Genomic DNA, 23,247 nt, shown 5'->3' on the forward strand with positions numbered 1-23,247 from the left:
GAGACAAGGACGGCGTGCTGGCAACCTAGCGGGGGCGGGCCAGTTTGCCCAGTTGCAACAGCAGCAGGGTGAGCAAGGCGCCAGCGGCAGCGCTCAGCACCGCCAGCAGCAGGCTGCCGAGCAGGAAGGGGGGCACCAGGGTGGCTGCCTCCTGCTCCAGCCAGTGCAGGGACCAGGTGAGATGGAAGGGGGCTGGCGTCTCGTTCAGCACCAGGCAACCGGTACGATAGGCGTAGAGGTACATGAAGGGGAGTGTCAGCGGGTTGTTGAACCAGACCGCCAAGAGGGCCAGCGGCAGGTTGAAGCTGAAGGCCAGCACCAGGGCGACGGCCACCAGGGAGTGCATGGGCATGGGGACCCAGCTGGCGAACAGCCCGGCCGCCACGGCGCCACAGAGGGCCCGTGTTCCCCCTTGCCAGAGGGTGGGGGTCAGCAGTCGCTCGCCAAAGAGGGCGAACCACTTCTGTTGGCGCAGGGTATCGGGGTCAATCTTGAAGCGGGCCAACCAGCGATTCAGCATGGGCGCGCCACCTTGCGTTTTTGCCACTGGCGCACCGTGCTCAGGCGCCAGCCCGCGCGAACCAGGACATAGCCGACGAGGGCGCTCAGCAGGGCAAGCACCAGGGAGCCCAGCAAGAGCGGCGGGGCCACCGTCTCGAACACCGACACCAGCCAGGCCCAGGTGAAGGTGATCTCGATGTGCTGGGAGGGGTGCCCCAGCAACTGGCAGCCCACCAGATAGGCGCCATAAAACAGCGGTGGCATGGTCAGGGGGTTGGAGAGCCAGACCAGGGCCACCGAGAGGGGCAGGTTGACCCGGCAGGCGATGGCGCCGCCAGCGGCCAGCAGCATCTGGCAGGGGAGGGGCACCCAGGCCATGAAGAGGCCGACCGCACAGGCACCGGCGGCGGAGCGCCGGTTGAGATGCCAGAGATTGGTATCCAGCAGCAGCTTGCCAAAGAGTCGCAAGTGCTTGTGTTCCTTGAGGGTCGCCGGGTCGGGTAGCCAGCGCTGTATGATTCGTTTGGGCATGTTCTGAACCTTGCTAAATACTTGCTCCATGGATCTGCGTCTGTTGTCGTTTGCCCTGGGGGCAAGCTCCTCACTGCTTTGGCCATGGCTGCCTTCATGGGAATGGGGTGGCCTGATGCTGCTGCTCGCGCTCCCCCTCGCCGGTGGTCGTTGCTGGCGGCTGCTGTTTCTGCTGCTCGGCATCCTCTGGATGCAGGTGAATATGCACTACCGGCTTGCCTGGCTGGATCAGCTTGGCAAAAAAACGAGCCACATCATAACCGCACACGTGCAAAGTACGGAGTCTTCGGGAGAGAAAGAGGGGGATAAATTTGCGCGCCTGCTGCTGCGCCTCGACACCCTGGACGATCGCCCCCTCATCGTGCCACCCCTGGTGCGGGTCAATGCCTATCAGGTGTTGCCGCCGTTGCCTGCCGGCAGCCGCGTCACCCTGGTGACCTCTCTCAAGCCGGCCCATGGCCTGGCCAACGAAGCGGGGATGGATGGGCGGCGCCTGCTCCTTGGCAAGGGGATCACCGCCACCGGCAACCTGCGTCGGGTCATCGCCCTGGATGCCGTGCCCCCGGGTGTGCGCGATCGCTGGCTGGCGGCGGCGAGTCGCGCCTGGGAGGGGATGGCGCAGGCCCCCCTGCTGGCGGCCCTCACCTTCGGGGAACAGGGGGGGATCACGGATGCCCAGTGGGAACTCTTTCGCGGCAGCGGCCTGACCCACATCATCGCCATCTCGGGCCAGCATATCGCTCTGGTAGCGGTGCTCGGCTGGTGGCTCGGGCGGCTGTTCGGGCTGCGCGGGGCTATCTGCGTGTCACTCCTGTTCGCGGCCACCTACAGCTGGCTGGCGGGGTTTGCGGTGGCCACCGAGCGTGCCCTCATCATGGTGCTGGTGTGGAGCCTGCTGCGCTGGCTAAAGCGGGACTGGCCGAGCCACCGGATCTGGCTGTGGGCCTTTGTGGTGCTGACATTGTGGGACCCTCTCGCCCTCTATTCGGCGGGGTTCTGGCTCTCTTTTCTGGCGGTGGCCCTGCTGTTGCTGGCGAGCCTGTTGCACGATCGCCCTGGCCTGGTGCGGTTGCAACTTCTGCTGCTACTCGGATTGCTGCCCCTGCAACTGCTGCTGTTCGAGGGGATGGCGCCCCTGGCGTTTCTGCTCAATCTGCTGGCACTGCCGCTGTTCTGCCTTGTCATCATTCCCCTGGCGCTCATCGGCGTGCTGGTGGCGCCCCTCTCCACGTTGCTGGCCCACGGCCTGCTCTGGGTCTCCGCCTTCGGCCTGGAGTGGGTGCTGTGGGGGCTCACGCAGCTGGCGGATCGCCTGCAGCTCTGGTGGCCGGTGCCCGGCTGGCTGATGCCCGCCAGCGCCCTGCTGATCCTGCTGTGGACGGGATGGCACCTGCCGGGAGGGCGCACTCTGGGGGGGCCGGTGGCGGCGGCCCTGCTACTCGCCCTCTGGCCTGCTCCCGCTTCCTGGCAGGTGCGGGTGCTGGACGTGGGGCAGGGGCTCTCGGTGCTCGTCACCCGGGGGGATCGGGCCATCCTGTTTGATACCGGGGATCGCTACCCCGGGGGCTACAACATGGCGGATGCGGCCATCCTGCCCCTGCTCAACCGGCTCGGCATCCGGGTGATCGACACCCTGATCATCAGCCACAGAGACAGGGATCACGCGGGCAACCGGCAGGCTCTGTTGCAGAGCATGGCGGTGCGCCGGGAGCTCTCCTCCTTCCCCTTTGCACCGGCTACCCAGGCCTGCCGCCGAGGTCAGCAGTGGCATTGGCAGGGACTGGATGTGCGGGTGCTCTGGCCCCTGGCAGCCGGGGCGGGGCGCAACAACGACAGTTGCGTGGTGCAGCTGGACGACGGGCGTCATCGGTTGCTGCTGAGCGGCGACATCGAGCAGCAGGCAGAGCGCCGCCTGCTGGCACTGGCGCTGGAGGAGGGTGAGGGCGCGGGGCTGGCCAGCACCCTGCTGGTGAGCCCGCATCATGGCAGTCGCACCTCCTCCACGGCCCCCTTCGTGGCTGCGGTGAAACCTGCCTTCGTGGTGCACAGCGCAGGCTTCATGAACCAGTGGGGCTTTCCCCGCCCCGAGGTGGTGGCGCGATACCAGGGGGCGCGGCAGTGGGTCACGGGGGAGGCGGGCGCCATCCTGATCGAGCCGGGGGACGCGGGGCTCAGGATCCGGGCCGAGCGGGAGCAGGGGCCCTGGTACCGGCGTGGCGGCCCCTGGTGGCAGCCGCAGGTATGGGGAAGTGAGTGAGGATCCGGTGAGCCTGCCCGGCAAGGGGCGGCCTTCATTTGTGACCCGGGTTGTAGCCATCGCGCCAGCGGCGCTTGGTGTAGCTCCAAGGTTTGGCTAGAATAGCCCGTCATTTCCCTTATTAACGGCTATTCATGCAACAAGAAACCTCACAAGAGAGCTGGACCGTCTTCAAGCGCCTGCTCGGTTATGTCCGGGATCGCAAGCTGGGTCTGGTGGGCGGCATCATTGGCATGCTGGGTTACGCGGCCGTGGATACCACCTTCGTCTACTCCATCAAACCGCTCATCGACCAGGGGCTCAACGGCAACGACAGCAGCGTGCTCAAGTGGATGCCCTTCTTCGTCCTCGGCATCGTGGCTCTGCGCGGCTGCGCCGCCTTCCTCTCCAACTACTGCATGGCCTGGGTCGGCAACCACGTGGTGATGCGCCTGCAGCAGCAGGTGTTCAGCCACCTGATGGCCATGCCCATGAGCTTCTTCGACCGCCAGAACACCGGCAACCTGCTCTCCAAGGTGACCTATGATGCCGGTCAGGTGTCGTCCGCCGCGAGCTCGACCCTGGTCTCCCTGGTGCGGGAAGGGGCCACCGTCATCGGCCTGCTGGGCCTGATGTTCTGGCACTCCTGGCAGTTGTCGGTGATCTTCCTGGTGGTGGGGCCCCTGGTCGGGATCCTCATCAGCATCATCAGCCGACGTTTTCGCAAGATAAGCCGCCACATCCAGCAGGCGGTGGGTGACATCACCACCTCCACCGAGCAGATGCTCAAGGGGCACAAAGAGGTGCTGATGTTCGGGGGCCAGGAGGTGGAGGACAAGCGCTTCTACCAGGTGAGCAACCGGATGCGCCAGCAGACCATGAAGATGGTCGCCGCCGACGCCATCGGCAGCCCCATCGTCCAGATGGTGGCCTCCGTGGCCCTTGCGGTCTTCCTCTATGTCGCCACCATCGACAGCGTCAAGGCGACTCTGACCGCGGGCACCTTCACCGTCATGGTCACCTCCATGATGATGCTGCTCAAGCCGCTGAAAAGCCTGACCGACGTGAACAACCAGTTCCAGCGCGGCATCACCGCCTGCCAGAGCCTGTTCGGTCTGCTGGACTCCACCCCGGAGCAGGACACCGGCACTCGCACTCTGGAACGTGCCCGAGGTGAAATCGAGTTTCGCAACGTCACCTTCACCTACCCGACCAAGGAGACACCGGCGCTGCGCAACATCAGCTTCAAGGTGGAGGCGGGCAAATCGGTGGCCCTGGTGGGTCGTTCCGGCTCCGGCAAGAGCACCATCGCGAGCCTCCTGACCCGCTTCTATGACATCGAAGAGGGGGAAATTCTGCTGGATGGCGTCAACATCCGCGAATACCGCCTGAGCGAGCTGCGCAAGCAGTACGCCCTGGTCTCCCAGCACGTGCACCTCTTCAACGACTCGGTGGCCAACAACATCGCCTACGCGGCGGAAGAGAAGTACAGCCGCGACGAGATCAAGCAGGCGGCCCGCATCGCCCATGCGGACGACTTCGTCAGCAAGATGCCGGAAGGCTATGACACCGTCATCGGCGAGAACGGCGCCTCCCTCTCCGGCGGCCAGCGCCAGCGCATCGCCATCGCCCGCGCCCTGCTGCGGGACTCTCCGGTGTTGCTGCTGGACGAAGCCACCTCGGCCCTGGACACCGAGTCCGAGCGCCACATCCAGGCGGCCATCGACGAGCTGTGCAAGGCGCGCACTTCCCTCGTGATCGCCCACCGCCTCTCCACCATCGAGAAGGCGGACGAGATCCTGGTGATCGACGAGGGACACATCGTCGAGCGCGGCAACCACCAAACCCTGATGGACATGCATGGTACTTATGCCCAGCTGCGGGCCATTCAGTTTGGTAATACAGCCACGGGTAACAAGGGCTGATGCTGGCCAGACTCTGGTACAGGAACAGCCTCTGGCGCTGGGGGCTGGCCCCCTTCGCCCTGCTGTTTGCCGTGATCAGCGGCGTCCGCCGTCTGGGGTATCGCCGAGGCTGGTTCAGCGCCTATCGGGCCACCCTGCCGGTGGTGGTGGTGGGCAATCTCTCGGTGGGGGGCAACGGCAAAACCCCGGTGGTGGTTTGGCTGGTGGAACAACTCCAGGCCCGGGGCTGGCGCCCCGGCGTGGTCAGCCGCGGCTATGGCGGCAAGGCGCCCCATTACCCCTATCGACTGGATGAGAGCAGCACCCCGGCCGAGGCCGGGGATGAGCCCGTGCTCATCGCAAGGCGCTGCGGCTGCCCCGTGGCGGTTGCCCCCAGACGGGCCGATGCGGTGCGGTTGCTGGAGCAAGGCGGTGAGGTGGACATCATCGTCACCGACGACGGCCTGCAGCACTATGCCCTGGCCCGTGACATCGAACTGGTGGTGGTGGACGGGGTGCGCCGCTTTGGCAATGGCTGTCTGCTGCCCATGGGGCCGCTGCGCGAGCCCACGACGCGCCTCAAGCGGGTGGACGCCATCATCTGCAACGGCGGCGAACCCGCCCGTGGCGAGTACGCCATGCGCCTGGTGCCGGATACCCTGCGCCGGGTGTGCGACGATGCGCCTCTCACTGCCCCCCTCTCGGGGCCGGTGGATGCCCTGGCGGGCATCGGCCATCCCCCCCGTTTCTTCGCCACCCTGACCGCCCTTGGTTACGAGCTGGTGCAGAGCGTCGGCTACGGGGATCACCAGGCGTTCGACGCCGTCGAGTTGCTGGCCCGCTTCGGCCAGCGCCCCTTGCTGATGACCGAGAAGGATGCGGTCAAGTGCCGCCCCTTCGCCCCGGACAACTGGTGGTATCTGCCGGTCAGCGCCGAGCTGCCCGATGCCCTGGGGGAGGCGCTGCTGCGCACCCTGGGCCCGCAGCCCGGGGGGGACAAGCACCAGGCGCCCTGACGGGGCGCCACCGGATTGGAACAGACGGCCAGCGCCCGGACTCGGGGGCTGGCCCTGCACATTGACATGCCAGGCAAGATCGCCTGTGGGAAATCGTTAAAGGAGTTTCGTTGTGGCACTGGATATTAAACTGCTCGACATCATCGCCTGCCCGGTCTGCAAGGGGAAACTGCACTATCAAGCGCACGCCGAGGGCCCTCAGGAGCTCATCTGCCGCTTCGACAGACTGGCCTATCCCCTGGAGGAGGGGATCCCGGTGCTGCTGGAGAACCGGGCCCGTCACCTGGCGCTGGAAGAGCTGAAGCCATGAGTTTCGTCGTCGTCATTCCTGCCCGTTACGCCTCCACCCGGCTGCCGGGCAAGCCGCTGGCCGACATTCACGGCAAGCCCATGGTGCAGCACGTGGTGGAGAAGGCCCTGCAATCGGGCGCCGATCGGGTGATCGTCGCCACCGATGACGAGCGGGTGCAGCAGGCTCTGGCTCCCTTTGCCGCCGCTGCCGGGTTCGAGGTGTGCATGACCTCACCGGATCACCAGTCCGGCACCGAGCGTCTGGCCGAGGTGTGCCGTCACTACGGCTTTGCCGCCGACACCATCATCGTCAATGTGCAGGGGGACGAGCCCCTCATTCCCCCCGTCATCATCCGCCAGGTGGCGGACAACCTGGCCGCGGCCAGCGCGCCCATGGCGACGCTGTCGGTGCCGATCAGGGATGCCGAAGAGGCGTTCAATCCCAATGCCGTCAAGGTGGTGACCGACCGGGAGGGGTATGCCCTCTATTTCAGTCGCGCCAGCATCCCCTGGGATCGGGACCGCTTTACCCAAAGCCGCGAGCAGATTGGCGATCACTACCAGCGCCACATCGGCATCTACGCCTATCGCGCAGGCTTCATCCAGCGTTACGTGGACTGGGCACCGAGCGTGCTCGAGCAGGTCGAAGCCCTGGAGCAGCTGCGGGTGCTCTGGTACGGGGAGAAGATCCACGTGGCCCAGGCGCTGCAAGCCCCGCCGGTGGGGGTGGACACCCAGGCCGATCTCGACAAGGTACGTGCACTGCTGGCCGGTTGAGGCTGGCGGAACGGCTTTGATGCGATACGGCGCCCCAGGGCGCCGTTTTTTAATTGATTCTTTGTATAATAATTTGATTTAAAACGGATTTTACGAGCAATTTCAAACTTTTCCCGCCCATGGTTTGCCAAATCATCGAGTTTGGTTATGATGCAAGACGCCGTGTTAACCCTAACTGGCATATAACGAGATAAAAAACGGGGTGTTTGGGTGATTAATGTATTCCTGGTCGATGATCATGAGTTGGTGCGTACAGGGATAAGACGCATTTTGGAAGACGTCCGCGGGATCAAGGTGGTGGGCGAGGCGCAGAGCGGGGAAACCGCGGTGGCCTTCTGTCGGCAACATCACCCCGATGTGATCCTGATGGACATGAACATGCCGGGCATCGGTGGTCTGGAAGCGACCCGCAAGATCCTGCGGATCCGCCCCGATGTACGCATCATAGTGCTGACCATTCATTCAGAAAATCCGTTCCCCACCAAGGTGATGCAGGCGGGCGCCGCCGGGTACCTCACCAAGGGGGCCGCGCCGGACGAGATGATCCACGCGATTCGCCTGGTTCACTCCGGTCAGCGCTACATCTCCCCGGAGATCGCCCAGCAGATGGCCCTGAGCCAGTTCGCCTCCGCCGACGAGAACCCCTTCAAGTCCCTCTCCGAGCGGGAGCTGCAGATCATGATGATGATCACCAAGGGGCAGAAGGTGACCGACATCTCCGAGCAGCTCAACCTGAGCCCGAAGACGGTCAACAGCTACCGCTACCGCCTGTTCAGCAAGCTGGGGATCAACGGCGACGTGGAGCTGACCCATCTGGCCATTCGTTATGGCATGCTGGATGCCGATACCCTGTAACGGGGGCGTGTGGACACCAAAGGCGGCACCGGCCGCCTTTTGCTTTTTGCAGGCTGTGGGCAGTATGCTCTCCCCGTCTTTTTGCATTCATCCGTTGAGTCGAGTTGCCGATGACCCTCTCTCCCGAGCCCCATTTTGACAGCAAGGCGTTTCTGAGCGCCGTCACCCACCAGAGTGGTGTCTACCGCATGTACGACAGCGGCGGCACCGTCATCTACGTGGGCAAGGCCAAGGATCTCAAGAAACGGCTCGCCTCCTACTTTCGGGCCAACGTCGACAGCATCAAGACCCGCACCTTGGTGCGCCAGATTGCCGATGTGCAGGTAACGGTCACCCACACCGAGACCGAGGCGCTGATCCTCGAGCACAACCTCATCAAGCAGTACCAGCCCCGCTACAACGTGCTGCTGCGGGATGACAAGTCCTACCCCTGGATCATCATCACCGACCATCGGCACCCGCGCATCGGCGTCCATCGCGGCGCCCGCAAGGTGAAGGGGGAGTATTTCGGCCCTTACCCCTCCGGCGGCGCGGTACGCGAGAGCCTGCACCTGATGCAGAAGATCTTCCCGGTGCGCCAGTGCGAGGATGCCGTCTATGCCAACCGTACCCGCCCCTGCCTGCTCTACCAGCTCAAGCGCTGCGCCGGCCCCTGCGTGGCGGGGCTGGTGAGCGAGGCCGAGTATGCCCAGCAGGTGGCGCTGGCCAAGCTGTTCCTCGCGGGCAAGAACCAGCAGGTGATCGGCGAACTGGTGGGCAAGATGGAGTCCGCCAGCGGCGATCTGCGCTTCGAGGAGGCGGCCCGCTACCGGGATCAGATCCAGGCCCTGCGCCGGGTCACCGAGCAGCAGTCGGTGAGCGGCAACGTGCTGGACGAGCTCGACGTGGTGGGGGTGGCCTTCGAGCAGGGGACCGCCTGCATCCACGTGCTCTTCATCCGCCAGGGCAAGGTGCTGGGATCGCGCAGCTACTTCCCGAAAGTGCCGGCCGATACCCCGCTTGACGAGGTGGTGCAATCCTTCCTGCTGCAGTTCTATCTGTCGGGGCAGGGGGGACGGCAGATCCCGAGCGAGGTGCTGCTGGACGTGGCGCTGGAGGATGAGAGCGTCATCGCAGACACCCTGAGCCAGACCGCCGGCTACAAGGTGCGGGTGGTGAGCCGGACGCGCAGCGAACGGGCCCGCTTCATCAAGCTCGCCTCCATCAATGCCCAGACCGCGCTGCGCTCGCGCCTCGCCCACAAGAGCACCATCACCGCCCGTTACGATCAGCTGGAGGAGCTGCTGGAGCTCGAGACCCCCATCGCCCGCATGGAGTGCTTCGATATCTCCCACACCATGGGGGAGCGCACCGTGGCCTCCTGCGTGGTGTTCAACCGGGAGGGGCCGCTCTCCTCGGAATACCGCCGCTTCAACATCGACGGTATCACCGGCGGGGATGACTACGCCGCCATGGAGCAGGCGCTTGAGCGCCGTTTTGGCAAGCAGCAGGAGCCGGACAAGGTGCCGGATGTGCTGTTCATCGACGGCGGTCTCGGCCAGTTGCGCCGCGCGGAGGAGATCCTGGCGCGCCAGCTGGAGTTTCTCGGCGGCAAATACCCGCTGCTGGTGGGCATCGCCAAGGGGGTGACCCGCAAGGCGGGGTTGGAGACCCTGATCCTGGGGGACAGCCACGAAGAGCTGCATTTGCCGACGGACATGCCCGCCTTGCACCTCATCCAGCACATTCGCGACGAATCCCACCGCTTTGCCATCACGGGCCACCGGGCCAGGCGGGCAAAGGCCCGCACCACCAGTACCCTGGAAGACATTCCCGGGGTGGGGCCGAAACGGCGACAGGCGCTGCTCAAATACCTGGGGGGTTTGCAGGAGGTGAAAAAGGCCGGGGTGGACGAGCTCGCCAAGGTGCCCGGCATCAGCCAGGAGCTGGCCCAGTCCATCCACGACGCATTGCACTAGCTCTAGCGCTGCCTTTGGTGTGAAGGAGGTCACGCCAGGGGGCATCAGGGCGTGCCGCCTGCGCACAAGAGCCGTGACGCAGGGGGCTCCCAAATGCCATAATGACCGGCATCCTGAGGTTATTGATGGATTAATGGACCAAGGCGGGCGCCAGTTCGGTTGCATCCGCGATCGGCTTGGGGCTACCATGTAGCGGCATACAAGAAGTGGCTGAAAATAATGACAAATATTCCTAACCTGCTGACGTTCTTTCGGATTTTGCTCATCCCCGTCTTCGTCATCCTGTTCTACCTTCCCTATCAGTGGTCCTACATGGCGGCGGCCATCGTCTTTATCCTGGCGGCCGCAACCGACTGGTTTGACGGCTATCTTGCCCGCAAGCTGAACCAGTCCACCGCCTTTGGCGCCTTCCTCGATCCGGTGGCCGACAAGATCATGGTGGCGGCGGCCCTGGTGGTCATCGTCGAGCACTACAACACCGTCTGGGTCACCATCCCCGCCATGACCATGATTGGCCGGGAGATCATCATCTCCGCCCTGCGTGAATGGATGGCCGAGCTTGGCAAGCGCTCCTCGGTGGCGGTCAGCTGGATTGGCAAATGGAAGACCATGATCCAGATGGTGTCGCTCACCGGCCTCATCTGGCAATACGACATCTGGATGGTGTGGCTCGCCTATGTGCTGCTCTACGTGGCCACCGTGCTCACCTTCTGGTCCATGTTCCAGTACATGAAGGCTGCCTGGGGCGATCTCAGCTACCACTCCCGGTTCTAGTCCCGACGGGAAGATGGCCGTTTCTCTGCCACTGGCGCCGAGAAACGGCCATGAGCTGCAAAAGTGTGGGAAAAGGGTAAAAAACACCCGAACGATCAGCGTATTAAATGTTTTTGGTTGACTGGGCGGGGAACATCGCTAGAATGCGTTCTCACAGTCAGGCAGTCAGCCAGACCGATGCGGGAATAGCTCAGTTGGTAGAGCACGACCTTGCCAAGGTCGGGGTCGCGAGTTCGAGTCTCGTTTCCCGCTCCAAATTCAGACAATAGAGAGTTCCTCTCTTTTGCATGGCGCGTTAGCAAAGCGGTTATGCAGCGGATTGCAAATCCGTTTAGTCCGGTTCGACTCCGGAACGTGCCTCCATATTGACAAGCCCGCCCGCGGACTTGATACCGATTGCGGTGCCTGAGTGGTGAAATCGGTAGACACAAGGGATTTAAAATCCCTCGACGTTCGCGTCGTGCCGGTTCGATTCCGGCCTCAGGCACCATTTAAATCAAAGAGTTACTAAGGCCACTAGCAATAGTGGCCTTTTTGTTTCTAGTCAATTGACTGCCAGAATGGCAGCGACCTGAAGAGTCGGTTCATCTCTTGAATCTGCACGTGCCAGGCTGCGACCCCTGGTGTGAACATCAAAGAGCCTGCTCGATGGCAGGCTCCTGAGTGCTTCCCAGATTTATCTAGAGTTCCGAGATGATGGTCGATACCTCTTCTGCTCCGTGTCTTATCTCCTCCATCACTTTTGCAACGTCATCGATCTGCTTTTGCCCGTGGATGGCGCCGTCTGCCGCGGACTGGATCTGCTCGCTGACCTGCCTGGTGAGCTGCTGATTCTGGCTGACGACATTGGCTATTTCGTTGGTCGATAGGGAGGTTCTTGCCGCCAGTTGACGAACTTCATCGGCCACGACGGCAAAGCCTCTGCCTTGTTCGCCGGCTCTCGCCGCTTCGATGGCGGCATTGAGCGCGAGCAGGTTGGTCTGGTCTGCAATGCTGCTGATGGTGGATACGATGGCGGTGATATTCTGGGATTGAGCGTGGAGCTTGCTCATCAAGGTGCTGGCATGTTCCATCTGCCTGACAATATTGTCCGAAGTGGAGACGACGGTGGTCAACATCTCCTCTCCTTTGATGACGGAGGATTTGGTTGTGACAGATGTTTCATTTGCCACCTTGGCCACATGTTGTACGGCCTGATCTTTGCTGATCTGCGGGGTGATATTGGAAGCAAACTTGATGACCTTGATCACCTTGCCATGGCTGCCCCGCACAGCGTTGTAGGTTGCCTCCAGCCAGACTTCATGGCCTTTTTTATCAAATCGCTGAAAGCGCCCCGATTTGAACGTCCCCTGAGCCAGCTCCTGCCAGAAATCGGGATGTTCCCGATAAAACAGCTCATCACAAAACATGCGATGTTGATGGCCTTTAATTTCATCGAGTCGATAGCCCATGGTATCCAGGAAATTACGGTTGGCGGAAATAACAACACCAGTCGGTTCAAACTCGATGACGGCGAGGGAGCGATCCAGCGCCTCAAATATTGCTTTTTGAGTCATGAGCAGATCATGTTGCACTGTCACATCTGACGCTATTTTGATGATCTTGATTATTTTTCCGCCCTGGCTGACGGGGAAATAGGTGGCTTCCAGCCATATTTCCTTGCCTTGTTTGCCAACCCGGTGGAAGGTGCCATGCTGGCTGTGCCCATTTGCCAGATCTCGCCAGAATTCCCGATAGGAGGGGGAGTCGGTATCTTCTTTCATGCAGAACATGGCGTGATGCTGCTGCACGATCTCATTGAGGGAGTAGCCGACGGAATGAAGAAAAAGCGGGCTGGCATCGAGAATATAACCATCGGTGGTGAATTCAATCATGGGAAGATGATCGTGCATGGCATGATCCAGAGCCTCGCTTTTCAAGGCCCTCTCTCGTTCTGCTGCCAGCTCTTTTTTAAGTTTCGAGTCGAACATAAGCACACTCCAGCCAAGAAAATAGAATCATCCGACATCTCTTCGTTGACGAACTCTTCACACTTTCTGGGTATGAAGGGTCGTTTTTGAGTGTAATGCACCCCTGTCATTTGATTCGGGCTTTTCCATACAAAAAACAGGTTTAATACAAGATGATGCGCCCTTTTTATATGCGGTGATAAATAAAACGTATTCCTATTCTGAATTATTTGTTCGATGCATCGATTGTTTAACGGGGTCTGTCAGTGGGCAAGACAATGGTTCGCAGCCGTGGGCGAACAGGGCCTCATTTCGGCGAATACGGGTATCCAGGGCAGGGGCTTGTCGGTGAGGAGTGACGGTCGTCTGCATCGATGGGGGAGGGCGCGCAGCGGGAAGGTGCGGCATATAGAGGTGTCTCGGTCCCTCTGTCCGGGAAACCTGCACTTGAGTGTTTGAACGCATCTGTTGCCCATTGTCATGGACGATGGGAAGGAGGGGTGACGTTCCGTGTGGCTGCGAAATGCCCTGGAGAGGCTCGCCTGACCNGCCGGCTCATATCGCGTCAGTCATCACCCCTGGACATTAACCAGGATCCGGCCGCGCACCTGGCCTGCCAGGAAGGTATCCCCCAGGGTCACGACCTGGGAGAGGGGCACTTCCCGGGTGAGGAGATGGAGGCGGGTCAGGTCGAGATCCTCGGCCAGTCGGGCCCAGGCCTGCTGGCGCAGCGGGCGCGGTGCCATCACGCTGTCGATGCCATAGAGGGTGACGCCGCGCAGGATGAAGGGCATGACGGTGGAGGGGAAGTCTATCCCTCCCGCGAGACCGCAGGCAGCCACGGCGCCGCCGTAGCGGGTAGTGGCGCAGGCATTGGCCAGGGTGTGGCTGCCGACGGTGTCGATGACGCCGGCCCAGCGTTCCTTGCCCAGCGGGCGTCCCGGCGCGGCCAGTTCGGCGCGATCGATCACCTCGGCGGCGCCGAGGGACGTCAGATAGTCGGCCTCGTGCAGCCGCCCGGTGGCGGCCACCACTCGATAGCCCAGCTTGGCCAGGAGGGTGATCGCCACGCTGCCCACACCGCCGTTGGCGCCCGTCACCAGAATGTCACCGTCACCGGGGGTGATGCCGTGTTTCTCCAACGCCATCACGCAGAGCATGGCGGTGTACCCTGCGGTGCCGATGGCCATGGCGTCCCGGGGCTGGAAGCGCTCAGGCAGGGCGACCAGCCAGTCGCCCCGGACCCGTGCCCGCTCTGCCAGCCCGCCACTGTGGGTCTCGCCCACGCCCCATCCGTTGAGCACCACCTTGTCGCCGGGGTGCCAGTCGGGATGCTGGCTCTCCAGCACGGTACCGGCAAAGTCGATGCCGGGGATCAGAGGGAAGCGGCGTACCACAGGGGAGGCACCGGTGAGGGCCAGGCCATCCTTGTAGTTGAGGGAAGACCACTGTACCGCCACGGTCACATCCCCGGCAGGCAATATCTCCTCGGAGAGGCTCTGGTAGCTGGCGCGATAACCCGCCTCGTCTTTCTCGATCAGAATACCGTTGAACATCTTGTCTACTCCCATTAATTGGACTGACTGACTATTAATCTTCGTAAAAAAATCACTTTGCTAACTTCATGAAAAAATTGAGAAAAGAGAGCATGGGCTCGGTATCGCCCACCAGGCGTGCGCGCAGTACGGCGCCTTCCCAGCCGATCCAGAACTGATGGGCGAGGGCAGGGCAGTCACAATCAGGGGGCAGCTCCCCCGCCGTCACCGCATCCCTCAGGCAGCGGGTGAGCAGCGCCTCCCAGTCTAGGAGGATCTGCTCGAGGCGCAGGCGCAGCTCGGGGGAGAGCTGCACCACCTCCTGACCCAGGTTACCCACGAGACAGCCCCGCTGGAACGCAAACCGGGTCATGCCCCGGCAGGCGCTGTCGACGAAGGCAACAAGACGGGCCAGGGGGGGCAGGCTCTCATCCTCCAGATAGCGCGTCAGCTTGCGGCAGAAGTAGTGGTGATAGGCATCCATGACCGCCAGAGTGAAGTCGTGCTTGGTGGCGAAGTAGTGATAGAAGGAGCCCTTGGGGATCCCGGTCGACTGCAACACCCGCTCGATGGAGGTGGCGGCGATGCCTTGTTCGGTCAGCAGCTCCATGCCCCGGCGGATCAACAGCTCCCGGGTATCGGCATAGGTGTGCCCGTGCTGGGCAGGGCGGCCGCGAGGGCGGCGGGGCAGAGCGTCGCTGGTTGGCATGGGGGTTATTAGACGCCTCTACTAGAAATGATGCAAGCCCGGCGCCGGGCTAAGGCACGGGGGATGAGAGCGGGTGGTCTTGGCAAGATGGAGCCAGCGGGGCAGAAAACAGCGAGGGCGCCAGTGGCGCCCTCTCATCGATGTGTGGCTGGGTCTCAGCTGCGCAGCTTGTTGTAGACAAACAGCACGATCAGGGCGCCAACGGTGGCGATGATGATGCTCGGCAGGTTGAAGCCGGTGACCGTTCCCATCCCAAGCAAGGTGCTGACATAGCCCCCCACCATGGCGCCGACCACCCCCAGGATCACCGTCATGAAGAAACCGCCGCCATCCTTGCCCGGCATGATCCATTTGGCCAGGATGCCGACGATCAGCCCCAGTACCACCCAAGTAAGAAATCCCATGGTCATCTCCTCGTTATGTGCAGAGAACCAGAGTATATGCAGGGATCCAGCTTGTATCCCGCCACAGCACGGCGTGAGTCAGAAACGGTCATATGAGACTCGCTCCTGACCATGGCAGGCAGAGGGCCTCAGCCGAGCGCGCGGGTGTCGAGGCGCTGCCCGGCGGGGGAGCACACCAGCACCGACCCCTGCTCGAACCAGTCTCCCAGCACGATGCGCCGCGCCGCACGCCCATCCAGGGTGAAGTCGTGGATGGCGGGCCTGTGAGTGTGGCCGTGGATCATCAGGCGGCAGCCGTGCTGGCGCAGCATCTCGTCTACCGCCTCCGGAGTCACGTCCATGATGATCTGGCTCTTCTGGGCATTCTCCATCTGGCTCTGGCCGCGCATCTTGTGGGCGATGGCCTGGCGGCGCGAGAGCGGCAGGCGCAGGAAGAGCCAGCGTAGCCATTTGAGTTGTGTGATGCGGCGAAACTTCTGGTAGCCCTCGTCCCGGGTGCAGAGCAGATCCCCGTGGCTCAGCAGCACCCGCTCGCCGTACAGCTCGATGACACAGGGGTCGCCAAGCAGGGTCATGCCGGCCCGTTTGGCAAACTGGCGCCCCAAGAGGAAGTCGCGGTTGCCGTGAATGAAATAGAGGGGCACCCCCTGCTGGCTCAGGGCGAGAAAGGCATCGGCCACCTCGCGGTGGAGCGGGTTGGGGTCGTCGTCCCCAATCCAGAATTCGAACAGATCCCCCAGCACATAGAGGGCGTCGGCACCGGGCGCGTCTTCTGCCAGAAAGCGCACCAGGGCCGCCGTCATGTCGGGCCTGCCTTGGCTGAGGTGAATGTCACTGATAAAGAGGGTGCTCATGAGTTCCTGGGCATCATGGTAAGAGAGTCCCGCCTGGGGCCGGACAAGGCCTGTGACCTTGCACGTCGAGCGGGTGGGGGAGGGAAGGGCAGCAGAGCCCCGCAAGGTTGACGCCCTCAAGGGTCAGCAACGCCTCGTAAGGGTCGCCGGACAGACCCAGCAGGCGGCACATGGCCGCTTCCCCCTTGAGCCTTTCATCAACGCGCAGGCGCAGCACCTCCCGGTGGAAGGGGGCGCCAAAGTGCTCAAGCAGGGCGGCCATCAGGCTGAGGTGGCGCCAGCCATGACATGTCTCGAGGGGATCAGAGGTGAGGTAGAGCTCGACTGGCCAGCACTGGCCATCTGGCCCGTGGCGTTGCTGCTCGGCGATCCAGACCTGTTCGCCCTTGCTTCGCACCTGCCAGCCTTGTGCGGCCAGTGTCGCGGCAAGGAAGGCCGGGTCCGGATGCTGGCAGAGGATGTCGAGATCGCTGCCGGGCCTATCCAGCCCGATGGCGATCGTGCTCACCAGGGCCAGATCGTTGCACAGGGGGCCAAGCTCATCCCACAGGCCGCCGCTCAGCAGGGCGTGGGCCGAGCGCTGACGTTCGTTGCCCTGGGCCAGATAGTCGAGGCGGCGCCAGTTGGGGGCGGCAGATGGAAAAACTGCGGCCGGGGCCGCAGTGGTATCAGAGCCTGGCCGGCAGGTATTACTCGGCAAGGGTCACCTTGGTGATGACGACGTCTTCGGTCGGAACGTCCTGGTGCATGCGGCCGTAGTTGCCGGTCTTGACGCCCTTGATCTTGTTGACCACGTCCATGCCGGCGGTCACTTCACCGAACACGCAGTAGCCGAAGCCCTGGGTGGTGGCGGACTTGAAGTCCAGGAAGTCGTTGTTGTTCACGTTGATGAAGAACTGGGCGCTGGCGGAGTGCGGCTCCATGGTGCGGGCCATGGCGATGGTGCCGACCTTGTTGGACAGACCGTTGGCCGCCTCGTTCTTGATGGGAGCGCGGGTCTCTTTCTCTTCGAAGCCCGGGGCATAGCCGCCGCCCTGGATCATGAAGCCGTCGATGACGCGGTGGAAGATGGTGTTGTCGTAGTGACCGTCACGGCAGTATTGCAGGAAGTTGGCCACGGTCTCCGGGGCTTTTTCCGCGTTCAGGGTCAGGGTGATGTCGCCGTGGTTGGTGTGCAGAGTAACCATGAGTTGTCCTTTCATTTTGACGCGGGCAGCAAGGTGCCCGCAGGTGTATGGCATAAAGTGGTGGCAATTCTAGCCCATCAAGGCCCTGCGGCATAGATGGCAGGGGGGAGAGGGGGCTTTTTCTGCCTCGTTTTCTATACCGGATGCGGTTAGAATGGCAGGCCATTTTACTCACAGGCAGTGGTCATAAGATGCTGAAGATATACAACACACTCACTCGTCAAAAAGAAGAATTCAAACCTATCCACCCGGGCACGGTGGGCATGTATGTGTGTGGCGTCACTATCTATGATCACTGTCATATCGGCCATGGCCGTACCTTCGTCGCCTTCGACGTCGTCGCTCGCTACCTGCGTTATGCAGGGTACGACCTCACCTATGTGCGCAACGTCACCGACGTGGACGACAAGATCATCAAGCGTGCCGCCGAAACGCACGTGACCTGTGACGATCTCACCGAGCGCCTCATCGGCGACATGCACCAGGATTTCGACGCCCTCGGCATGGTGCGTCCGGACATCGAACCCCGCGCCACCCAGCACATCGGCGAGATCATCGCCCTGGTTGAAACCCTGCTGGAAAAAGGGCACGCCTACGTGGCGGACAACGGCGATGTGATGTTCATCGTCGAGTCCTACGCCGACTACGGCAAGCTCTCCGGCCAGGATCTGGAGCAGCTGCAGGCCGGCGCCCGGGTCGACGTGGTGGATGCCAAGCGCAATCCGCTCGACTTCGTGCTGTGGAAGATGTCCAAGCCCGGCGAGCCGACCTGGGACAGCCCCTGGGGCCCGGGCCGTCCTGGCTGGCACATCGAGTGCTCCGCCATGAACTCCAAGCACCTTGGCAACCATTTCGACATCCACGGCGGTGGCTCGGATCTGCAGTTCCCGCACCACGAGAACGAGATTGCCCAGTCCTGCTGCGCCCACGGTGGCGACTACGTCAACACCTGGATGCACAGCGGCATGGTGATGGTGGATAAAGAGAAGATGTCCAAATCCCTTGGCAACTTCTTCACCATCCGTGACGTGCTGGCCCACTACGACGCCGAAACCGTGCGCTACTTCCTGATGTCTGGCCACTACCGCAGCCAGCTCAACTACTCGGAAGATAACTTGAAGCAAGCCCGCGCCGCCCTGGAGCGCATGTACACCGCCCTGCGCGATCTGCCGACGACGGCCGCTGCCGGTGGCGACGAGCAGGTGGCTCGCTTCGTTGATGCCATGGACGACGACTTCAACACCCCGGAAGCCTACTCCGCCCTGTTCGACCTGGTGCGCGAGATCAACCGCCAGAAGGCCGAAGACATCGCTGTCGCCGCCGGCCTCGGTGCCCGTCTGCGCGAGCTCGGTGCCGTGCTCGGCATCCTGCAACAGGATCCGGATGCGTTCTTGAAGGGTGACGAAGCGGATGAAGAGGTTGCCGAGATCGAGCGCCTGATCGCCGAGCGCAATCAGGCCCGCGCCGACAAGAACTGGGCTGCGGCGGATGCCGCCCGTAACCGCCTTACCGAGATGGGCATCGTGCTGGAAGACAGCGCCGGCAAGACCAGCTGGCGCCGTGCCTAAGGCCGGTGGCCTTGTTGGCGCCTAGGCCAACAGGTTGAGCCAATAAAAAAACCGCAGCCATTGGGCTGCGGTTTTTGTTTGTGGCTTTTCCCTCGACACCTCTTAAGCCTCGGCATCCTTCGGTCTGATCCCCTCGCCCCTTGGGGGAGAGGGTCAGGGTGAGGGGGGCTAATGTCATTCCTCTGGCGGAATGCCATCCAACGCTTGAATGGCATGGCTTCGCCATGCAGGACACGAGGGCCTTGCCCTCGAAGGGATTTCGCCGCCGCTGCGCTGCTTGGTGATTTACATGTACTTCATCCGACGGTTATCGAAGGCGGGCATTGTCCCTTCAAGTACATTAACGACTTTATTCTTTATTATGTTGCATTCAATTGCACCAGGGATGTATGTAATCTTATGCCCGTTTGAGCGATCAAACTCACAGTGAATAATCTGTTCAGCATCACAAACGACAGCAAGGTTTGGATTGTGTGTAACCATAATAATTTGCCGCTTTTGCTTTGCTTCGGTCAGCACAGGAACAAGTAAACTTACAATTGTTTCGTTATCCAAGTTTTCCTCTGGTTGATCTAGAATAATCGGAGAGTTTCCTTTATCTACAAGCAGATAGAAAATTAACAAAAGAGCCCCTCTTTGCCCAGGAGATAATTGTCCTATTTGAGCATCTTGGAACATTAAGGTATACCTCGGCTCAAGGTACTCTAAGCCAAAGATAAGATCATAAACTTCATTGGAGGTTCGGTCTTTGCGCAATAATGAAGTGATACCAACTGGGTTCTTCGATGAATCCTCTAATTTTTTATGCAATTCTTGAACAAAGCTGATTAAAGACTCTTCGATGTTAAGATCATGTCGATCAATTAGCTCTTTAATGACGGATAAGCTTTCAATCTCTCCTCTAAACTCTCCCGATGCTTGTTTGACGATAGAGAATAACTTGCTGGAAATTAGATCAGTCGTGCTGTTTAACTCAGCCTTAAATTGTAATTTATACTCATCACGAATCAATGAATTATTCTGAATAAGCGATTGTACAGGTTTAAATAGATCTTCTCGGTTATTTTTTTGTTTATATAAAACCCCAAATATATGTCTAGTTAAAGATAGTCGTTTATTATGCAGTTCGTCTCTTTGGTATGGTAATTGCTCAAGCTTAGTTTTTCTATGCTTAACGCCATCAAGGCTATCTGGCTCATCTTTAGAACCTACCAAAGTATATTTCTTCTCTTCCCATAGTTTAAGATTTTCTTTATAAGACTGGTATGCTTGCTGTGGTGCATTTAATTGTTTGCTCAACGGAATCTTTTGCTCTATGAGAGATGTTTTCCTAGTGCTTAGTGACTCTTGACTTTGTTTTAGTTCAATCTCACGGGAAGAATTAACTACTTCGAAATCAGAAATCGCCTTGCGATTAATTTCCAACCTTAGTAGTGTTTCTATATCTAAACCAAGAAGTTTGGCATCTGCGGCAAACTCAACAGAGAATTGGTTGACAGCATGTTCAATAATTTCAAAACCAGTTTTTATTTTCTCACACGCTTTCCTCGTGGCTGCTATTCTTATTAATTCCTCTTGAGTTAGTTCTTGGTGTCGTTGCAACTCTTCGAGTTCTTGGTTGATGGTTGTCAGTTGTTCAGATACTTGCTGCTGTTCAGATGTTAATTCAGTTGCTGGCTCAGGAATCTCTTCTGGTTTAGCTTTTATGAGCTCATCAAGTAATCTTTGTTTCTGGGCTAATAATTCATCTAATGTTTTTCGTGCTTCATCGGTCATCTGACTTTCAACGAATGCAATTTGTTCATTTAGCTTATGCATTTCGCTTCGATAACTTTCAAGTTGGCTACGAAGAGAACGTTCTTGTTTTTCGATGAGATCCTCGAAATCATGAGCACCTAAACGTATAGATTCATCTGCATGTGAGAATATTACTGCTCTTAATTCTTTCTCGAATGCATTTGATTGGCCTGAGACGTGTGCATTACACAACTCTTCAAAATGCCCTTGGGGAATGTATTTCACCAGTTCTACATTTTCGGTCGCTGGATTATCATTTAGATTTTTTGTTAATTCTTTATCATCCCCCCATATTACCTTTGCATTGAAGTGGCTTGCGGGTTCACCTGTTTTTCCTCTAAATCTATTCTCTTTTAAGAAAGAGAAATGGTGGCTTTGTTTAGAATTGCCTAATAATGCAATAATGTCTGCCAGTGCACTCTTACCACTTCCTTTATTTCCAATGATTGCGACCAAGTCGTGGTTGAGGTGTAGCTCTGTATTGTCAAGCCAGCTATCTGTATTTGGCGAGGAAGGTGTCTTGTTTACTACTAGTTTTTCAATGAATAAACTTCTGTTATCACTTACCAGTTGTCGTTTGGGAGGGGTTGTTCCTATAAAAGAACGTTTTGCAAGTTCCCTGATAGCTTGCCTTAATCCTTCAAACGTTGGATTTGCCTTTATCCATGTAGCTTTCCCTGATGGATAGTCACCATACCCCCTATGATCATTGCTGACAGATGTACTGGTAAATCTATGGGCATCACTACCTGAAACTGCCAGCCTAGGGACGTTTCCTAGTGCGCGCTGGAAGTCACGAATCCATCCCTTGTTTGTGTCTGTTACTACACCAGCAAATGCAGCCCAAAGATCAGGTGAGCGAGTCTCGAATATTGGAGATGTATCAAATAGCTCTAGGACATAAGAGTAATGCTCTTGCCATTTTACATTGGCTAAACCATCATTTGTATTAAATGGCATGAAGCCTAATGCCATATTGTCAGGTACTTTACGGATTGCAGTTTTGTAGCTGTCACAAGTTATTTCAGCTATTGTTGAACCGGCTTCAAGTGCCTTTTTATCATCTGTGTCTATATCATTTTTTTTGAAACCTTTTGTTTTAAGTAAATCCTCTCCGACATAACGAGCTAAATACTTTAAAGAATGATCTGATAAGGAACGGTTAATTAGTGCAATCTTAAGTTCTGCGCGAAAGTCAAGTAAAACTTGGTCGTCAACTTCGTTGGAAAATAAAACATGAGCATTCAATCTCCCCTCCATCGGTGCAACCAAACGTAATTCAATTCCTGGGAAAACTGTCTTATTAAGGCGTGGAGCATCAGGTTGGGCTAGCCGCTTTTTTAAGGCAAACCAACCATCAAACGTCCAATAGTCCATGATAGCAAAAACGGATGGCTCAGCTGAATTTAAGGCATTTATCATTTCGTCGATAAGTTTAATATTATCAGGTGAGTTTTCATCTGAATTGAATTTTTTCCCATCCCAATGAAATGATGCGGGCGTATGAATATGCAAGTCCCATTTTCGCCACTCAGAACCACGAGGGTATTTATTACTGGCCATGTATAATTCCTTTTTATTAGGGAGAGATGTTGGTGGATTGTGTGAAACTTAGTGTTTATTTAAGGTAAATATGATTTGCCATCAGGTTGAAATATATAGCGATATGAGCTCAATTATTTTATTGGAATTGCTTAATGCTCTGCGATTAATATTAATTAAGGCTTGGAGCTATTATCAAACCTTTAATGTCAGGCTATTCCACGAATAAACAAGGAACTATTAACTGGCCTCGGAGTTGAGGATTCGGGTTTTTGCCCCCTGTTGTTCGCCGAGGTGAGCCCGTTTGTCCAGGCCGCGAGGCAGGACGCCGAGCGAGCGGCGCTGGGCCATGGATGGCCCATCGGCGCGTGCCGTGGGACAAACGGGCGAACCGAGGGAACCCGACGCAGGAGGGCGAACAAGTGGGGGTGGCCTTTCTTTTGGTGACTTTTCTTTGGCCACGCAAAGAAAAGTCACTCGCCAAGCCGCGTAGCGGCGGCGAAACCCCATCGAGGACGGAGTCCTCGTGTCCTGCGCGGCGAAGCCGTGCCATTGAGGCGTGGGGCAGCATTCGCCAGGCAATGCCGTTACCCACCCCTCACCCTAGCCCTCTCCCGCAAGGGGAGAGGGGACAAAGCCGAAACCCCATAGAGGACGGAGTCCTCGCGTCCTGCGCGGCGAAGCCGTGCCATTGAGGCGTGGGGCAGCATTCGCCAGGCAATGCCGTTACCCACCCCTCACCCTGACCCTCTCCCCCAAGGGGAGAGGGGATCAAACCGAAGTCGCTGAGGCTGGCGGGCGAAACCCCATCGAGGGCAGCGCCCTCGTGTCCTGCACGGCGAAGCCGTGCTATTGAGGC

19 protein-coding genes and 3 tRNA genes are annotated in these 23,247 nt (G+C 59.2%); 12 read left to right on the forward strand and 10 right to left on the reverse strand.

Annotation, left to right across the window (positions count from 1 at the left end):
• Positions 1 to 25: 25 nt before the first annotated feature.
• Positions 26 to 520 (reverse strand): DUF2062 domain-containing protein, encoded by a 495-nt coding sequence (locus tag AB5Y89_RS03685; protein WP_336582426.1) that lies wholly within the window; start codon positions 518 to 520, stop codon positions 26 to 28.
• Positions 514 to 1,032 carry a DUF2062 domain-containing protein gene (locus AB5Y89_RS03690; RefSeq protein WP_103242902.1) on the reverse strand — a complete coding sequence of 173 codons (519 nt, stop codon included), beginning with the start codon at positions 1,030 to 1,032 and terminating at the stop codon, positions 514 to 516. Before AB5Y89_RS03690 ends, AB5Y89_RS03685 begins: the two co-directional genes overlap by 7 nt.
• A gap of 115 nt (positions 1,033 to 1,147) precedes the next feature.
• Between AB5Y89_RS03690 and AB5Y89_RS03695 the strand changes: the two genes are divergently transcribed.
• From AB5Y89_RS03695 to AB5Y89_RS03745, 11 genes are all read left to right on the forward strand, one after another.
• Positions 1,148 to 3,289, forward strand: a complete 2,142-nt coding sequence (locus AB5Y89_RS03695) for a DNA internalization-related competence protein ComEC/Rec2 (protein WP_368222891.1) — start codon at positions 1,148 to 1,150, stop codon at positions 3,287 to 3,289.
• Between the two features lie 134 nt (positions 3,290 to 3,423).
• Complete coding sequence (gene msbA, locus AB5Y89_RS03700; protein WP_010675235.1) at positions 3,424 to 5,193, forward strand: lipid A ABC transporter ATP-binding protein/permease MsbA; 1,770 nt, start codon at positions 3,424 to 3,426, stop codon at positions 5,191 to 5,193.
• Complete coding sequence (lpxK, locus tag AB5Y89_RS03705) at positions 5,193 to 6,188, forward strand: tetraacyldisaccharide 4'-kinase (protein ID WP_368222892.1); 996 nt, start codon at positions 5,193 to 5,195, stop codon at positions 6,186 to 6,188. Before msbA ends, lpxK begins: the two co-directional genes overlap by 1 nt.
• Positions 6,189 to 6,300: 112 nt before the next feature.
• Positions 6,301 to 6,498, forward strand: a complete 198-nt coding sequence (locus AB5Y89_RS03710) for a Trm112 family protein (RefSeq protein ID WP_010675233.1) — start codon at positions 6,301 to 6,303, stop codon at positions 6,496 to 6,498.
• Complete coding sequence (gene kdsB, locus AB5Y89_RS03715) at positions 6,495 to 7,256, forward strand: 3-deoxy-manno-octulosonate cytidylyltransferase (RefSeq protein ID WP_103260399.1); 762 nt, start codon at positions 6,495 to 6,497, stop codon at positions 7,254 to 7,256. The genes AB5Y89_RS03710 and kdsB overlap by 4 nt, the downstream gene beginning before the upstream one ends.
• Positions 7,257 to 7,466: 210 nt before the next feature.
• Positions 7,467 to 8,111, forward strand: coding sequence for a UvrY/SirA/GacA family response regulator transcription factor (uvrY, locus tag AB5Y89_RS03720; protein WP_010675231.1), 645 nt, complete (start codon positions 7,467 to 7,469; stop codon positions 8,109 to 8,111).
• Between the two features lie 110 nt (positions 8,112 to 8,221).
• Positions 8,222 to 10,069, forward strand: a complete 1,848-nt coding sequence (gene uvrC / locus AB5Y89_RS03725; protein ID WP_368222893.1) for an excinuclease ABC subunit UvrC — start codon at positions 8,222 to 8,224, stop codon at positions 10,067 to 10,069.
• 219 nt (positions 10,070 to 10,288) lie between these two features.
• Positions 10,289 to 10,843, forward strand: coding sequence for a CDP-diacylglycerol--glycerol-3-phosphate 3-phosphatidyltransferase (pgsA, locus tag AB5Y89_RS03730; RefSeq protein WP_010675229.1), 555 nt, complete (start codon positions 10,289 to 10,291; stop codon positions 10,841 to 10,843).
• Between the two features lie 179 nt (positions 10,844 to 11,022).
• Positions 11,023 to 11,098, forward strand: a tRNA-Gly gene (locus tag AB5Y89_RS03735).
• A 34-nt stretch (positions 11,099 to 11,132) separates the two neighbouring features.
• Positions 11,133 to 11,206, forward strand: a tRNA-Cys gene (locus AB5Y89_RS03740).
• A gap of 40 nt (positions 11,207 to 11,246) precedes the next feature.
• Positions 11,247 to 11,333 (forward strand) — tRNA-Leu (locus AB5Y89_RS03745).
• A 190-nt stretch (positions 11,334 to 11,523) separates the two neighbouring features.
• Here the strand turns inward: AB5Y89_RS03745 and AB5Y89_RS03750 are convergent.
• The 7 genes from AB5Y89_RS03750 to AB5Y89_RS03780 form a co-directional block, all read right to left on the reverse strand.
• Positions 11,524 to 12,813 (reverse strand): methyl-accepting chemotaxis protein, encoded by a 1,290-nt coding sequence (locus tag AB5Y89_RS03750; RefSeq protein WP_323952075.1) that lies wholly within the window; start codon positions 12,811 to 12,813, stop codon positions 11,524 to 11,526.
• 551 nt (positions 12,814 to 13,364) lie between these two features.
• A complete protein-coding gene (locus tag AB5Y89_RS03755) occupies positions 13,365 to 14,348 on the reverse strand; it encodes an MDR family oxidoreductase (RefSeq protein ID WP_286701198.1) in 984 nt (327 codons plus the stop codon).
• A gap of 52 nt (positions 14,349 to 14,400) precedes the next feature.
• Complete coding sequence (locus AB5Y89_RS03760; RefSeq protein WP_368222895.1) at positions 14,401 to 15,036, reverse strand: TetR/AcrR family transcriptional regulator; 636 nt, start codon at positions 15,034 to 15,036, stop codon at positions 14,401 to 14,403.
• A 155-nt stretch (positions 15,037 to 15,191) separates the two neighbouring features.
• Positions 15,192 to 15,440, reverse strand: coding sequence for a GlsB/YeaQ/YmgE family stress response membrane protein (locus tag AB5Y89_RS03765; RefSeq protein WP_010675223.1), 249 nt, complete (start codon positions 15,438 to 15,440; stop codon positions 15,192 to 15,194).
• A gap of 128 nt (positions 15,441 to 15,568) precedes the next feature.
• Entirely contained in the window at positions 15,569 to 16,294 is a 726-nt protein-coding gene (gene lpxH / locus AB5Y89_RS03770) for a UDP-2,3-diacylglucosamine diphosphatase (protein ID WP_201972469.1), read from the reverse strand.
• Positions 16,295 to 16,307: 13 nt separating this feature from the next.
• On the reverse strand, positions 16,308 to 16,994 hold the full coding sequence (locus tag AB5Y89_RS03775; protein WP_368222897.1) for a DUF4269 domain-containing protein: 687 nt from the start codon (positions 16,992 to 16,994) through the stop codon (positions 16,308 to 16,310).
• On the reverse strand, positions 16,984 to 17,481 hold the full coding sequence (locus AB5Y89_RS03780) for a peptidylprolyl isomerase (RefSeq protein WP_010675220.1): 498 nt from the start codon (positions 17,479 to 17,481) through the stop codon (positions 16,984 to 16,986). Before AB5Y89_RS03780 ends, AB5Y89_RS03775 begins: the two co-directional genes overlap by 11 nt.
• Before the next feature lie 191 nt (positions 17,482 to 17,672).
• On the opposite strand from AB5Y89_RS03780, the gene cysS reads away from it, so the two are divergent.
• Positions 17,673 to 19,049: a cysteine--tRNA ligase gene (gene cysS, locus AB5Y89_RS03785; RefSeq protein ID WP_368222899.1), complete on the forward strand. Its 1,377-nt coding sequence runs from the start codon at positions 17,673 to 17,675 to the stop codon at positions 19,047 to 19,049.
• A gap of 285 nt (positions 19,050 to 19,334) precedes the next feature.
• On the opposite strand, the gene AB5Y89_RS03790 is transcribed toward cysS, so the two are convergent.
• Complete coding sequence (locus AB5Y89_RS03790; protein ID WP_368222900.1) at positions 19,335 to 22,409, reverse strand: TrlF family AAA-like ATPase; 3,075 nt, start codon at positions 22,407 to 22,409, stop codon at positions 19,335 to 19,337.
• Between the last annotated feature and the right edge of the window lie 838 nt (positions 22,410 to 23,247).

The sequence above is a fragment of the Aeromonas sp. s4 genome (assembly GCF_040907855.1).
In the GTDB taxonomy this organism is placed as follows: domain Bacteria; phylum Pseudomonadota; class Gammaproteobacteria; order Enterobacterales; family Aeromonadaceae; genus Aeromonas; species Aeromonas caviae.